Origin of the sequence: uncultured Fibrella sp. (genome assembly GCF_964250085.1) — a bacterium.
GTDB lineage: Bacteria > Bacteroidota > Bacteroidia > Cytophagales > Spirosomataceae > Fibrella.
This window is the reverse complement of the sequence record NZ_CAXUEC010000004.1, coordinates 318,237-332,469: the sequence shown is the minus strand read 5'-3', so window position 1 is coordinate 332,469 and position 14,233 is coordinate 318,237. Positions and strand designations below refer to the sequence as shown.

Annotated in this window: 10 protein-coding genes; 8 read left to right on the top strand and 2 right to left on the bottom strand. The window is 52.0% G+C overall.

The window, feature by feature from the left end; translation table 11 throughout:
• The first annotated feature begins 177 nt into the window (after positions 1-177).
• The 8 genes from ACFE8Q_RS14945 to ACFE8Q_RS14910 all read left to right on the top strand — a co-directional run bounded on the left by ACFE8Q_RS14945 (position 178) and on the right by ACFE8Q_RS14910 (position 8,204).
• A complete protein-coding gene (locus ACFE8Q_RS14945; RefSeq protein ID WP_370726282.1) occupies positions 178-777 on the top strand; it encodes an RNA polymerase sigma factor in 600 nt (199 codons plus the stop codon).
• Positions 752-1,006 carry a hypothetical protein gene (locus ACFE8Q_RS14940; protein WP_375446209.1) on the top strand — a complete coding sequence of 85 codons (255 nt, stop codon included), beginning with the start codon at positions 752-754 and terminating at the stop codon, positions 1,004-1,006. The genes ACFE8Q_RS14945 and ACFE8Q_RS14940 overlap by 26 nt, the downstream gene beginning before the upstream one ends.
• A gap of 25 nt (positions 1,007-1,031) precedes the next feature.
• Complete coding sequence (locus ACFE8Q_RS14935; RefSeq protein WP_375446208.1) at positions 1,032-2,585, top strand: M28 family peptidase; 1,554 nt, start codon at positions 1,032-1,034, stop codon at positions 2,583-2,585.
• 60 nt (positions 2,586-2,645) lie between these two features.
• Positions 2,646-2,876 (top strand): DUF4834 domain-containing protein, encoded by a 231-nt coding sequence (locus ACFE8Q_RS14930; RefSeq protein ID WP_375446207.1) that lies wholly within the window; start codon positions 2,646-2,648, stop codon positions 2,874-2,876.
• 217 nt (positions 2,877-3,093) lie between these two features.
• Positions 3,094-3,861 (top strand): FKBP-type peptidyl-prolyl cis-trans isomerase, encoded by a 768-nt coding sequence (locus ACFE8Q_RS14925; RefSeq protein WP_375446206.1) that lies wholly within the window; start codon positions 3,094-3,096, stop codon positions 3,859-3,861.
• Between the two features lie 112 nt (positions 3,862-3,973).
• A complete protein-coding gene (locus ACFE8Q_RS14920; protein ID WP_375446205.1) occupies positions 3,974-6,070 on the top strand; it encodes a carboxy terminal-processing peptidase in 2,097 nt (698 codons plus the stop codon).
• A gap of 546 nt (positions 6,071-6,616) precedes the next feature.
• Positions 6,617-7,204 (top strand): RNA polymerase sigma factor, encoded by a 588-nt coding sequence (locus tag ACFE8Q_RS14915; RefSeq protein ID WP_375446204.1) that lies wholly within the window; start codon positions 6,617-6,619, stop codon positions 7,202-7,204.
• Position 7,205: 1 nt separating this feature from the next.
• A complete protein-coding gene (locus ACFE8Q_RS14910; RefSeq protein WP_375446203.1) occupies positions 7,206-8,204 on the top strand; it encodes a S1C family serine protease in 999 nt (332 codons plus the stop codon).
• 153 nt (positions 8,205-8,357) lie between these two features.
• Here ACFE8Q_RS14910 and ACFE8Q_RS14905 read toward each other — a convergent pair whose 3' ends face one another.
• Together ACFE8Q_RS14905 and ACFE8Q_RS14900 are read right to left on the bottom strand one after the other, a co-directional pair.
• A complete protein-coding gene (locus tag ACFE8Q_RS14905; protein ID WP_375446202.1) occupies positions 8,358-9,605 on the bottom strand; it encodes an efflux RND transporter periplasmic adaptor subunit in 1,248 nt (415 codons plus the stop codon).
• A gap of 8 nt (positions 9,606-9,613) precedes the next feature.
• Positions 9,614-14,122 carry a CusA/CzcA family heavy metal efflux RND transporter gene (locus ACFE8Q_RS14900; protein ID WP_375446201.1) on the bottom strand — a complete coding sequence of 1,503 codons (4,509 nt, stop codon included), beginning with the start codon at positions 14,120-14,122 and terminating at the stop codon, positions 9,614-9,616.
• Positions 14,123-14,233 lie beyond the last annotated feature (111 nt).

Sequence of the window (14,233 nt, the reverse complement as noted above, 5' to 3'; positions counted from 1 at the left end):
GGAATTTCACTATATTCGTGTTGTACTTCAACACTGTTACAAAAAGTTACACCCATTTCTTGTAAGTTTTCAGTGGAGTTTGTTACTTTGAATAGAAATTCTTCTCCATCTCACAAATCTTAACCCGGATACACACTATCGACTAAACGCTCTACGTTACCTAATTGTCTTTCTGAAATGGAAAAAGCCCAGGTTAACGACAGCGAGCTTATTTCGTCGTACATCCGTGGTAGTGAGAAAGCCTTCGAAAAGCTGGTTTTACGGCATAAGAACAAGGTTTATACAACCATATATCTTATTGTCAAAGATCAGTATATAGCCGAAGATCTGATGCAGGACACCTTTATCAAGGCGGTCGACACCATCAAATCAGGGCGTTATAATGAAGAAGGCAAATTCCTTCCCTGGATTATCCGTATTGCTCACAATCTGGCCATCGACTATTTCCGGCGAGATAAACGCTACCCCAATGTAGTGTTTGAAGACGGAAGCAATGTGTTCAACACACTTGAATTTGCCGAGGACTCAGTGGAGGCGGTGCAGATTCGGCGCGAGACACACGAGCACCTGCGCGAGCTGATTCAGCGATTGCCGGAGCAACAACGCCAGGTACTGATTATGCGGCACTACGAGGAAATGAGTTTCCAGGAGATCGCCGATGCAACCGGAGTCAGCATTAACACCGCTTTGGGACGTATGCGTTATGCACTTATAAACCTGCGCAAGCAGTTAAGCAAACGTCCAGTAAGCTATGACAAAAACGTTTACCCAAGATGACGTCATCCGGTACGTCTACGAAGAAACTTCCGAGGAAGAAAATCTTCTAATCGAAGAGGCGCTTATGAGCGAGCCTGAATTAATGGGCTTCTTCCTCGATACGCTCGAACTTCGGGCACTGATGGACAAAATCGAACGGGCACCCCGCCCGTCGACCATCGACTCCATCTTAGACTATTCCTCGTTTCACCCAAATTCCCCTGTTAGTAACCCGCGTGGTGTTGCTTAACATGGGAATTTTTGTTTTCTCCTCAATGACTCATTCAGTTAGTCGGTGGTCTCTTCTAGGGGCCACCGCTTTCGCATTTGTGGCTGCTGGTACGCCCAGTGTAGCCCAACAACAGAAACCGGGCAAACGCGCCGCCGTTACCGTACAAGCCGCTCCAGCCCTCCCCGAAGCCATGCTCACACGGGCTGAATTGGAAAACCACCTCCGGTTTCTCGCTTCCGACGAGCTACAGGGGCGTCGCATCGGATCGCCGGGTAATATGGTGGCGGCCCGGTACGTCGCCGAACAGTTCAGGCAGTTGGGCCTTAAGCCTGCCGCTGACAATAATAGCTACTACCAGACCGTAGTCCTGCAACGTACCCAGGCCACTGCGTCGGGCACGATCCGCTTCGGTGCCGACTCGTTATCGGTCGGTAAACAGTTTGTGGTGGTTTCGGGCGGAGCCGCTAATCAAACGGCCGAAAGTGTATATGTCGGCTATGGCCTCACCGCTGAAGATTATGCCGGGAAGGACGTAAAAGGTAAGTTCGTGGTTACGCAGGTGGGTTCGGCTGAGGCTAAATCGCCGCGCGACCTGATTGGTGCGATGACTGCCAAACGGAAACTGGCGGCTGAGCGGGGTGCGGTAGGTATCATTGAACTCTTCGCCACGCCCGCTACGCCCTGGACGTTTGCCAACCGGTACTTCAACAGCGAACAGATTAGTAGCCCGGCAGCCGAAACGCCCGGCCAGGCGCCGATCCTGCACATCTGGGCGGATAATGGCAAAGGCCAACTGGCTGGTTTGAAAGATAACAAAGCCGTGACCGTGCGCACATCGGGCCGGGTGGCACAACCCGTAAACGCCGTGAACGTGGCCGGTATCATAGAAGGAACCGACCCGACGCTGAAATCGGAATACGTTCTGCTAACGGCCCATTTCGACCATATCGGGACAGCCAAAGCGGGTACAGGGTCTGTAACTGCCGCTGATACCATTTACAATGGAGCCCGCGACAATGGAATGGGCACCGTTGCGTTGCTGGCCGCCGCCAAAACACTGATGGCTCAGCATCCGAAACGATCGGTCATCATTGTTGCATTGAATGGCGAAGAGGCAGGTTTGCTGGGTAGCCGGTTTTATGCCGAACACCCGCTGATTCCGTTGAAACAAACTATTTTCAATTTCAACATCGACGGTGCGGGTTACAACGATACCAAACTGATCTCGGTGATTGGCCTGGAACGCACCGGCGCAAAAGCCGAAATCGAGCAGGCCGCCGCTCAGTTTGGTTTGTCTGTCTTTGCTGAGCCTGCCCCCGAACAGGGTCTGTTCGACCGGTCAGATAATGTGAGCTTTGCGGCCAAAGGTGTACCGGCACCCACGTTATCGGAGGGATTCAAGGCGTTCGATGAAGAACTGATGAAAAACTATCATCAGGTATCTGACAACCCCGACACCATCGATTACGACTACTTATTGATTTTTTGCCAGACGTACGCGCGCGCCGCCCGACTGATTGCCGACCGGAGTACGCGACCCTTCTGGATGGCTGGTGATAAGTATGAAGCGGCCGGGAAAGCCTTATATGGTCAATAAACTAAACGGTATGGGGCGGCGTTATAGACTGTATAATACCGTGTCAAACCAACGTTGGTTATGTTGTTAAAAGTCCTGCTTGTTTTCACCCTGCTTATCATTTTCGTGCCTCCGGTACGGCGTTTTGTGTTCTATCTGCTGGTTGGTCGCCAATTGGTGAAAGAGCAACGCCGGGCCACGGAACGTACCCAGCCCACTCGGGAGGGTGAAACACGGGTGTCGTCGGCAACGCGTAAAGGTGGGTCGCCCATGAAAGGCGGCGAATATGTAGACTATGAAGAGGTGAAATAGCCCTTTTTAAGATAATTTAACGAAGCCCGCGCTAAAGAGTGCGGGCTTTTTTGCTGCTTGCTAAAATTCAGTGAATCAGCCGCATGATGTTTGGACAATTAGCGGTCCAGTTGTTATTTTAGGCAGGATATAACTCGAAATACAAAACTTTTTAGGGCTATAACCACGTTTTCTCTCTACCAAACCGTTGGTACATTAATCACATACTATCTCCCTCATGTTTGTTTCCCGTTTTGTTGCCGTCGGCCTCTTGTCGACTCTGTTTGTTGCCAACCACGCTATTGCTCAAGTTAAAAAGCCCGCTACGCCCGTTAAATCGGTAAAAGCCAAAGCTGCCCCCGCAACTGCCCGGAAATCGTTATTTGCCAATAGCCAGGATTCGCTGAGTTATAGCGTGGGCTACAGCATTGCCCAGAGCATGAAACAACAGGGGCTGACCGATGTCAATACGTCCATATTGGCGAAAGGAATCAATGATGCGTTGAAAGGCCAGTCACTACAGATTGCCGAACCGCAGATGCAGCAGATCATGATGGCCTATATGCAGAAGCAGTTTGCGGCCAAGAATGCGGAAGCCGGCAAAGCGGCAGAAGGTAACAAAAAGATTGGTGCCGCGTTTTTAGCAGAAAATAAGACGAAGCCGGGCGTTCAAACCACGGCTAGTGGTTTACAGTATATAGTGGAGAAAGAAGGCACGGGTGCCAAACCGGTTGCCACTGATCGGGTGAAAGTGCATTACACAGGAATGTTGCTCGATGGTAAGGTATTTGACAGTTCGGTAGAGCGTAAGGAGCCAGCCGTATTTGGCGTAACGGAAGTGATTAGGGGATGGACTGAAGTGTTGCAATTAATGCCCGTTGGCTCAAAGTGGAAGGTGTTTATTCCATCAGACATTGCCTACGGTGATCGAGGTACGGGTGCCGACATTGGCCCAGGCTCAACGCTTATTTTTGATATTGAGTTGTTAGACATTGTAAAAAACTAATGGGTGAAAGATGAGGGAGTGAACGGGTGAAGCGCAAGACGCTAACTGGCAACGTACAAGCTGTCGCTGTGTTTCACTCGTTCACTCTCTTCTTCTCTTGCTCTTTGTCACGATGAGAAAATACCTGATTACACTGGTTCCTGTGCTGATGCTAAGTCTTCAGCAAGAATCTCGTACGGCACCGGCTTCTGTTAGTCAGCAGCCAGCCGTTTGGGCCCCATCGGGCGATGACCTCAAGCCGACTGTCACACAGGAGCGCGTGGAACAGGCTGTTACCCAATTGCTAACCCGCTATCACTATCGGAAAGTCCGTCTGAGTGATTCGCTGTCGGCGGTAGTGTGGAACAACTATCTGAAAGAGATGGACCCCAGCAAGGTGTACTTTCTCGCTTCAGATGTAACATCGTTTGAAAAATACAAGAACCAGATCGATGATGCCCTGGTCAATGGTGATCTGACGGCGGCGTTCGATATGTACAACGTGTTTCGGAAGCGGTTCAACGAACGGAATGAGTTTGTGAAGCAGACCCTAAGCAAGCCTTTCTCGTTTACGACCGATGAGAGCTACAACGTAGATCGGGAGAAGGCGCAATGGCCTAAGTCGGCTGATGAGCAAAACGACATTTGGCGTAAAATGCTGAAGAATCAGGCGCTGGAATTGAAATTGGCTGGTAAAGCTGATACATCCGTAGCCACCCTGATGAATAGCCGCTACAAGAACCTCGCTAAAAACCTGGGCCGCATCAAGAGCGAAGATGTATTTCAGTGGTATATGAATGCCTTTGGCGAAACGCTTGACCCCCACACAAATTACCTGTCTCCACGCACGGCTGATTCGTTCAACGAAGAAATGAGTGCTTCGCTGGAAGGTATCGGTGCCCGGTTGCAGGCAGATGGCGAATACATCAAAATTACGGATCTGGTGCCCGGTGGCCCCGCGTTGCGTAGTAAGCAGTTTACGGCAGGTGATAAGATCATCGGCGTAGCTCAGGGTGAAACGGGCCCGGTAGTTAGTGTAGTGGGTATGGAGGTCGACGAGGCGGTGAAACTCATCAAAGGACCTAAGGGAACGGTGGTTCGTCTTCAGATAAAATCACCTTCGGCCCTGGCTACCGACGTACCCAAAGAAATTCGGATCGTTCGTGAAAAAATCAGAATTGCCGAAGCGCGTGCGCATAAAGAAGTAATCGACGTTACTGAAGAGGGACATACCTACAAATTTGGTGTGGTTGTGTTGCCGATCTTCTATCGTGACTTTGAGGGGGCTCGCCGTCGTGAATCAGATGTGGCCAGCACGACGACTGACGTGAAAAATCTGATCGACTCGCTTAAAATGCAGAAAGTCGACGGTATTGTCATTGATCTGCGTGGAAATGGCGGCGGTTCGCTAATCGAAGCTATTAACCTGACGGGTCTATTTATCCAGAAAGGGCCTGTAGTACAGGTGAAAGACTCTGGTGGCGAGACGGAAGTGATGGCCGATAATGATCCGTCTGTTGCCTACGATGGTCCACTAGCTGTACTTGTCGACCGGTTCAGTGCCTCAGCTTCAGAGATTTTTGCGGCCGCTATTCAGGATTATCACCGTGGTATTATTGTGGGTGGCCAAACTTTTGGTAAGGGCACTGTGCAACAACTGATTGATTTGAACAACATGCTGCCCAAAGAGCAGGATAAAGTTGGACAGGTTAAAATGACGACGCAGAAGTTCTACCGGATTAACGGAAGCAGCACGCAACACAAAGGTGTAACGCCTGATATTCAGTTTCCATCGCGTTATTCAGCCGAAGATTTCGGTGAAAGCTCGCAACCGAGTGCCCTTCCCTGGGATCAGATCGCTTCGGCCCGTTTTGATGCTACCAGCTTCATTACCGATAAGCTGACTACCAGCCTTCGTGCGAAATACGAGCAACGCCTAAAAACAGATGCTGATCTGAAACGGGAAGCACAGGCAGTGAACGAGTTCAAGAAAGCGAAGGAGAATACAACGGTATCGTTGCAGGAATCGAAGCGTAAGAAGGAGAAGGAAGAAGCCGAGAAGAAGGTGGCTAATCTGGAAAAACCTGCATCTGTAGATAGCCCCGATGCACCGGATGCGGCCAAAACAAAGAAAAAGAAAGATACGTACCTGACCGAAACTGGCCGTGTACTGGCCGATATGATAACTCAGGGCGGTCAGAATAAGACGAAGTTGTCGAGCAACAACTAGGTACGTTGGTAGACTACACATAAAAAAACCGGGGTGGTAAACCCCGGTTTTTTTATGTGTAGTCTACCAACGTATCAGCCCCGAAGTTTAGAGCTAGAGTGAAACTCCGGGACTGGTGCCCCGGTAGACTAAAACGCAAAAAGCCTCTCGGTTGCGAGAGGCTTTTCGTAAGCGGTTAGCGAAATTTATTTCGCTGAGTCAGATGCCATAGTTGTAGATGTCATCGTTGACGACTCAGGAGCCATCATCGTAGTGTCAGTAGCCATAGAGCTGCTGTCGCTAGACATTGTCATTGTTGAATCTGATGTAGTAGTCGTAGACTCAGTCTTCTTTGATTCACAAGCAGTAGCAAGAGAAACGATAGACAGTACGAACAGAGCTGATTTTGCGAAGCCTTTCATGATCTTATGTGTTTAAGTGTTATTGGTTAACTTTCCATACCTTAATACGATAGAGTAAAGAAGGTAACCCACGTTTCTTGAAAAATATTTATCTTTTTTTTTGGGTTACCAACTAACCCATTCGGTATTAATAAGTAAGCAGTGTATGAGGGAAACGACGCGGTTGCTGTCGACAGACGAAGCCTTGTTGATTGGATTGGCTGAGGGGTCTGACCGGGCACTGAGCCAGCTATATCGACAACATTACCCGATGGTCTCGCAGTTGGTCATTAACAACAGCGGCTCTACGGATGATGCCAAAGACATTTATCAGGAGACACTTATCGTGCTTTTTGAGAAAGTGTCGACGGGGGATTTTGAGTTGAATTGCCAGCTTAAGACATTTATTTACGCGGTGGCCCGTCGTTTGTGGTTGAAACAACTGGCGCAACGGGGCCGGTCGCCGCTTATCCGGGCAAATCAGTTCGACGAAGAACCGGCCGAGTCGGTGGCCGATGATCTGGCCGATCACCTGCGGCGCGATCAGCAGTTTGAGCAAATGGCTGAATCGCTGACTCGTCTGGGGGAACCCTGCCGAACGCTGCTGGAAGATTTTTACATCCGCCACTTCTCGATGCAGGACATCACCGAGAAATTTGGCTACACGAATACAGATAACGCCAAGACGCAGAAGTATAAATGCCTGACGCGGCTGAAGCGATTATTCTTTGCTAAGTATAAAGACAACGAATAGTATGGACGCAGGAGAAAGAGAACCCATCGAAAACATGTTGGAAGCCTATGGCCGCCGACTGGAATTCCGCGAAAAACTGGCGCGGGTTCATCAGCAACTGGAAGCTGATTCGTTGCTGGACCATGCTGCCATTGAGCCACACGCCCAGGTACGTACCTGGTGGCGGACCTATCGGCCAACGCTCGCCATTGCCGCAGCGGTGGCTATTCTGACCACCTTCGGTACCATTATCATGTACCGTTCTTACCAGAACAGCCATAAGCAGGAACAGCAATATGGTATGATGATGCGGAACCTGGCAGTTATTCAGCAAACGCAGAATAAATTGCTCAATAACCTGAGTGGTCGGGGACGGGTGTTCCAGCAAAACCCCGGTCAGGTGGCTGGTTCGGGCTTTTTGCTGACGGCTTCGGGTTTTCTGGTTACCAATAATCACATCGTGCAGGGCTCCGACTCGGTGTATGTGCAGAGTCAGCAGGGGGTTGTTTACAAGGCCCGGCTTGTACATTCCGATCCGCAGCATGACCTGGCTATTCTGGCTATCGGGCAGGATACAGCGTTCCATGCGTTGCCGCCCGTTCCCTACAGCTTTGAAGCTCGCCCGTCTGATCTGGGTGAGCGGGTATTTACACTGGGCTATCCGCGCGAAGAGATCGTGTATGGTGAAGGGTATCTGAGTTCAGGCACTGGTTTCCGGGGCGACTCGGCGGCTTATCAGGTGGCCATCAGCGTGAACCCCGGTAACTCAGGTGGTCCGCTGCTCGACGAAAAAGGAAACGTGATTGGTATTATCACGGCTAAGCAGATTACGTCGGAAGGCGCTACGTTTGCCGTTAAGACAAGCATCCTGCTCGATGCATTACGTACTATTGCGCCCGATTCGCTCAAGGGCGATGCCCTGGCACTGAACCGAAAAAATCGGATGGCCCGCCTCTCGCGCAAGCAACAGATCAAGCAAATGCAGAGTTACGTCTATCAGGTGAAAGTGTTCAAGCATTGAGACATTAGCATCAGAAATAAGTAAAGAGGGCCATCCCTATGTAGGTGTGGCCCTCTTTTTATGCTTAAGGAGGTATTGATTTAGGGCGTTTTCCGGCTGAATTGCTTCGCACGCGAAGCCAACCTGCACGAAGCTAACCAGCGCGAAGCAATTTTACTCCTCTTCGCTGTTATTCAGCTTGCTCAATAAGCTATAGCCACCACTGATAACAACCGGCGTTTTCGCAGGGTCAATAGCAGCCGGAAGACTGACGGCCACAAAGCCATTTTCACGCACACCCGTGCGGACTTCGATCTGCCGAAACTGATAGACCACGGGTTGAGCTTCTTTCTTTTCCAGAATGTAGACGTATGATTTTCCGCCAAAGCCAATGATTGCGCTTTCTGGCAATGTGGGTAACGACTGTGCTTTCACATCAATTTGAGCGAATACGTACCCACCAGGAATGAAAATGGGCTTTATATCGTCGGGGTGGGCTAGCACCTCAATCGTCCGATCAGCCGAAATCGACTTGCCTATCAGGAAAATATCGGCCTTGTGTATAGGCGAGGCATCGCTGCCCATGCCAAACCGAACGGCTTGCCCCAGCCGGATCTGGTTGATGTCTTTCTCGAAAATATTCAGCCGTACATGCAGGTGCTCGACATTGGTAATTTCGACCAGTACGTCGGCGGGGGTTACGAAGCGGCCTGTGTTGACAGGTACGTTGGTAATGTAGCCAGAGGTAGGAGCAGGAACGGTAATGGTGCGCGTTAAGCGGTCGGGGCTTAGCGTGGCCGGATTGATGCGGAGAATAGCCAGCCGCTGGGCTGCAGCGGCCAGTTGAGCCTGTAGGCTTTGCCGGTTCGAGCGCGTTTGCTGAAACGTTTTGAGCGCATTTACATTCTCGCGGCTTAGCTCTTCCTGCCTGGCATAATCCAGGTCGGCATACTCCAGTTTGGCTTTGGTTTCCAGATAATCCTGCTGTAGCTGAATATAATCGGGGTTTTCGAGCACAACCAGCGTTTGCCCTTTCTGAATGCGCATACCCGGTTCGAGGTCGATCTTGCGGATATAGCCGCCAAACGGTACCGAAACTGAAACCAGATTGGAAGCAGGTACGTCGATTGCCCCGTTGGCTCTCAGCACCGTGCTTAGGCTACGGGCAGTGGGTTGCCCCAGTTGAATATCGGCTACCGTGTACTGGGCTTGCGTGAGCGATACCCGTACCTCGCCGGATGCGGAGTCAGTTTTCGATGTAGACGCAGTTGAATCGGTCGCGGAGGCTATTTCCGCCTTATCCGTTTTGTTTGCGGCTGATGAACAGGCGACCAACCCGGTAATGGCAGTGATGAGTACCAGCGCATTCCAAATGCTGACTGGAAGTGATGAGGAAAAAATGCGGCTTGTTATAAATGACATAAACTAGGTTACGGATTACCGAGTAGGTAGGTGATGTAGAGAACCGATTGGTTGTACTGATTTAGCAGGTCGAGATAGGACGAGCGGATGGTAAGGGCCTGTTGCAACGCCAGCGAAAATTCGACGTACCCAATATCGCCTCCCCGAAATGAACGGCGTGCATTCGTCTGGATCAACTGCGCCTGTGCCAGCCCATTCTGTTCATAATAGGCGAGTGCATCCCGGTACTGATTGTATTGACCTACAGCCTGTTGTAGCTGCTGGCTTAGTGCAAACCGGCCCGTTTGCAGTTCAGCCTGCGCCAGTTGTTCGCCCACACGAGCCGCCTCGACACGTGCTTTCTGGGCCTTACCCAATAGGGGGAAGGTGACGCCCAACTGCCCACCCGTGAAGCGGTAGCCGGGTCCGAAATAGATTTCCTGACCGTCGATCAACTGGTTACCAATCAACGTTTGCGAGAACAGGCCGACCAGAAAATCGGGCCGAAGCCGGGCTTGTTCAACCAGACGGGTTTGCTCGGCTACGCGAATTTGCTGCTGTAACAGACGTACCTGCGGATGCTGGTCAGACGAGGCCAGGCCACCCTGGGCGGTTGCACGCTGAAGGCTGTCGAGGGCGTAGGGGAGCAGCAGCTTCGGCAGTGCCTGATCGGTTGCATCCAGGGTTTCGGGGCTGTAGAGAAGCGTTTTCAGCCGGGTGCGCGAGGCAATCAACTCTGCATCGAGCTGGGCCAGGCGTACGCGTTGATCGGCCAACTGGCTTTCGGCGGTGGCTTTTTCCAGGCTTCCTGTTTCGCCGGTTTTGAATCGAAGGTTGGCCGCCTGGACAAATTCCGTTAGGAGTGTGTCCTGCTGGAGATACAACCGCCGACGTTGATGCAGATAATTCAGTTCATAATAAGCGGCCTTCACCTGATACCGCACCTCGTTCTGGGTGACAGCCACCGCCGCCTGCCGGTTGGCGACGGTCTGGTCGTTCAGGTCGGCAAGGCGACGCATGAGGGCCGGATTGGGAATCGTGTGCGACACCGTCAGGTTATTGTCGAAACGGCGGCTGTTGTACTGGCCCAGCAGCACCGTGGCCGACAGGCGGCCCGCATCATAGGCCGTTTGGCGAAGGGCCTGCTGCTGCGTTACACCCAGATTGGCAAGTTGAAGCTGTGCATTCCGATTACTTGCCTGCTGAAGTGCCTGGTCGAGCGTAAGGATCTGAAAAGGAGCCATCTGAGCCCGGCTCTGATGCGGGATTACCACCAACGTACCCAGCAGAAGCAAGAGAAACGTGCTGACTATGGTGGATGTAGGTACGTTGCCGACGGGGCTTTTTTTCGGTCTTTTCTGCGCGTCGCGCTCCAGCGATTTTCGCTCAAAAATGGAATACAGAACGGGCAACACAATCAAGGTCAGCAGCGTGGCCGTCAGTAGCCCACCGATCACGACTGTGGCCAGCGGTTTTTGCACTTCGGCACCCGCCGAGTTAGATACCGCCATTGGAATGAAGCCGAATGAAGCAACAAGGGCGGTCATGACAACCGGCCGAAGACGGATTTCTGCTCCCTGCCGAATAATCTCGGTCATATCGGTCAGGCCTTCATCGTGACGAAGGCGGTTGAATTCGGCAATGAGCACAATACCGTTCAGCACGGCTACCCCAAAGAGGGCAATGAAGCCAACACCCGCCGAAATACTAAACGGCATATCACGTAGCAACAGCGCAAATACACCACCGATAGCAGACAATGGAATGGCCATGAAGATCATAAGACTTTGTCGGGCAGAATTGAAGGTAAAAAACAGCAGAGCAAAAATTAACCCCAGTGCGATGGGAACGGCGATGCCAAGCCGCTGTTTGGCGTCGACCAGGTTTTGGAAGGCACCGCCATACGTAATGGAGTAGCCCGTTGGTAACTTAATCTGTTGATTTACTTTTTGTTGTAGTTCCGAAACGATACTTTCTACATCGCGGCCCCGCACGTTGAAACCCACCGTAATACGCCGCTTGGTCTGATCGCGCTGAATCTGGTTGGGAGCCTGGTCGACGCTTACCTGCGCAATCTGACCCAGCGGAATCTGCTCACCGGCCGGTGTGGCGATGTACACGTTCCGAATGTCTTCGACCGTCTGCCGTTTGCTTTCCTCAAGGCGCAGCACCAGATCGAACCGTTTTTCGCCTTCGAATACCAACCCCGCCGACTGCCCCGCGAAAGCCGTGTTGATGGTCTGGTTCACGTCGGCTACGTTGAGTCCGTATTTGGCAATTGCGTTGCGGTCGAGTTTGATCAGGATTTGCGCCAGACCCGCCACCTGCTCGATGTACAGGTCTGCCGCCCCCTCTGTTTTCCTAACCAACGTACCTACCCGATTGGCCAGACGCTCGAGCTCGTTCAGGTCTTCACCGTATATTTTGAGTGCCACATCCTGCCGGGCGCCTGTCATCAACTCATTGAAGCGCATCTGCACCGGCTGCTGAAACCCGAACGTAACGCCGGGGACAACCGAAAGGGCATCGGCCATTTTTTCGGCGAGTTCGTCGCGGGTTGTTGCCGAGGTCCACTGTTCTTTCGGCTTTAGAATCACCATCATATCGGCGGCTTCGATGGGCATTGGGTCAGTCGGAATCTCGCCAGAGCCAATCTTGGCCACCACCTGTTCTACTTCGGGAAACTGTTGAAGCAGAATACGTTCGCCCTTAAGCGTGGCATCTACCGTTTCGCTGAGCGAACTGCCCGTCAGCGTACGGGTATCAACCGCAAAATCGCCTTCGTCGAGTTGCGGGATGAATTCACCGCCCATTCGAGAGAAGGTGAAGACGGCCGCAATCAGCAATAAAACGGCTACTCCCAAAACCAGCACCCGATTTGTTAAGGAACGCAGCAGCACTGGTTCATATACCCGAAAGATGCGGCGCATCAATTTGTCGGAGAACGATTCTTTATGGGCTACTTTCTTGCTCAGAAACAAGGCCGAGATCATGGGTACGTAGGTTAGCGACAGAATGAAAGCACCCAGAATAGCAAAGGCGACCGTGAGCGCCATTGGCCTGAACATCTTGCCCTCGATGCCCGACAACGCCAGAATAGGCAGGTACACGATCAGGATGATGATCTCGCCAAAAGCCGCCGACGATCGGATGCGGCTGGCAGCACCAAACACCTCTTCATCCATTTCGTTCTGCGTAAGAACTTCTGTATCAGACCCGTCGGCTGCGTCGCGTTCGTTTACCCGTTCACTTTTTCGCAGGTGAAGATGATGCAGCGTTGCTTCAACGATGATGACGGCCCCATCTACGATGAGGCCAAAATCGATGGCACCGAGGCTCATCAGGTTGCCCGATACCCCGAACAGGTTCATCATGGAAATGGCAAATAGCAGGGCCAGCGGAATAACGGAGGCCACCACAAAGCCCGCCCGAACATTGCCGAGCAGCAGTACCAGCACAAAAATCACGATCAGTGCCCCTTCCAGCAGGTTGCGTTCCACCGTGCCGATGGCACTGTTGACCATCTTGGTACGGTCAAGAAAAGGGACGATTTCAACGCCTTCGGGCAGCGTTTTCTGAATCTCCGCAATCGTTGTTTTTACACGTTTGATCACCGCCGACGAGTTTTCGCCTTTGATCATCATCACCACCGCACCAACAGTTTCGCCCTGCCCGTTGCGGGTTACGGCTCCGTAGCGCACCGCCGACCCCACCCGCACGGTGGCAATATCACGTACCCGGATTGGTACGCCAGTCATACCTGCGCCGCCATTGCCCAGCCGTACAACAATGTTGGCAATGTCGTCGGGTGAACTGATGAGCCCATCCGACCGGATGAAATAAGCGTTTGGCTTTTTGTCGATGTACGCGCCGCCGGTATTCTGGTTGTTCTGTTGCAACGCCCGAAACAGATCGGCAATCGTGATGCCGACGCTCTTGAGCCGGTCGGGATCAATGGCGATTTCGTACTGTTTCAGCAAGCCCCCAAATCCACTAACATCGGCCACCCCGGGCGTACCCAGCAGCCCACGGCGGATCGTCCAGTCCTGAATCGTGCGCAGGTCGGTAAGGGTATACTTGCTTTCGTACCCTTTTTTAGGAACCACTGTGTACTGAAAAATCTCGCCTAGTCCCGTTGTGACAGGCGCCATAACGGGCGTACCGACGCCGGGGGGAATTTGTCCCGCTACGTTCTGTAGCCGTTCCGCAATCTGTTGCCTTGCCCAGTACACATCCGTTGCGTCGGTGAAGACCACTGTAACGATTGATAGACCGAAGCGCGAAAACGAGCGTAATTCGGTGATATTCGGAATGTTGGAGAGGCTTACTTCAATCGGAAATGTAACCAGCCGTTCAATGTCTTCGGCAGCGAGCGACGGGCTGCTGGTAATGACTTGAACCTGATTGTTGGTGATATCGGGCACCGCATCGATGGGTAGTTGCGTGGCCGACCAGCCACCCCACAGAACCAGAGCCAGCGTGAAAAGGCCAATGATGAGTTTGTTCTGAATGGAGAACTTGATAATGGCATTCAGCATGAAAAGAGGTATTTCGTGCCTGATGTTGCGCCGTTGACGATACCCGCACAGGAACACACCCATGTGAGGCAACGTCAGCCGCGAAAAGTCAAGCGAATTGACATGGAAAAA

What these genes read in the sequence shown, in the direction of transcription:
- ACFE8Q_RS14910 (WP_375446203.1), top strand. Translation starts at nt 7,206, where the DNA reads ATGGACGCAGGAGAAAGAGAACCCATCGAAAACATGTTGGAAGCCTAT.
- ACFE8Q_RS14945 (WP_370726282.1), top strand. Translation starts at nt 178, where the DNA reads ATGGAAAAAGCCCAGGTTAACGACAGCGAGCTTATTTCGTCGTACATC.
- ACFE8Q_RS14900 (WP_375446201.1), bottom strand. Translation starts at nt 14,122, where the DNA reads ATGCTGAATGCCATTATCAAGTTCTCCATTCAGAACAAACTCATCATT.
- ACFE8Q_RS14930 (WP_375446207.1), top strand. Translation starts at nt 2,646, where the DNA reads ATGTTGTTAAAAGTCCTGCTTGTTTTCACCCTGCTTATCATTTTCGTG.
- ACFE8Q_RS14935 (WP_375446208.1), top strand. Translation starts at nt 1,032, where the DNA reads ATGACTCATTCAGTTAGTCGGTGGTCTCTTCTAGGGGCCACCGCTTTC.
- ACFE8Q_RS14915 (WP_375446204.1), top strand. Translation starts at nt 6,617, where the DNA reads ATGAGGGAAACGACGCGGTTGCTGTCGACAGACGAAGCCTTGTTGATT.
- ACFE8Q_RS14920 (WP_375446205.1), top strand. Translation starts at nt 3,974, where the DNA reads ATGAGAAAATACCTGATTACACTGGTTCCTGTGCTGATGCTAAGTCTT.
- ACFE8Q_RS14925 (WP_375446206.1), top strand. Translation starts at nt 3,094, where the DNA reads ATGTTTGTTTCCCGTTTTGTTGCCGTCGGCCTCTTGTCGACTCTGTTT.
- ACFE8Q_RS14905 (WP_375446202.1), bottom strand. Translation starts at nt 9,605, where the DNA reads ATGTCATTTATAACAAGCCGCATTTTTTCCTCATCACTTCCAGTCAGC.
- ACFE8Q_RS14940 (WP_375446209.1), top strand. Translation starts at nt 752, where the DNA reads ATGACAAAAACGTTTACCCAAGATGACGTCATCCGGTACGTCTACGAA.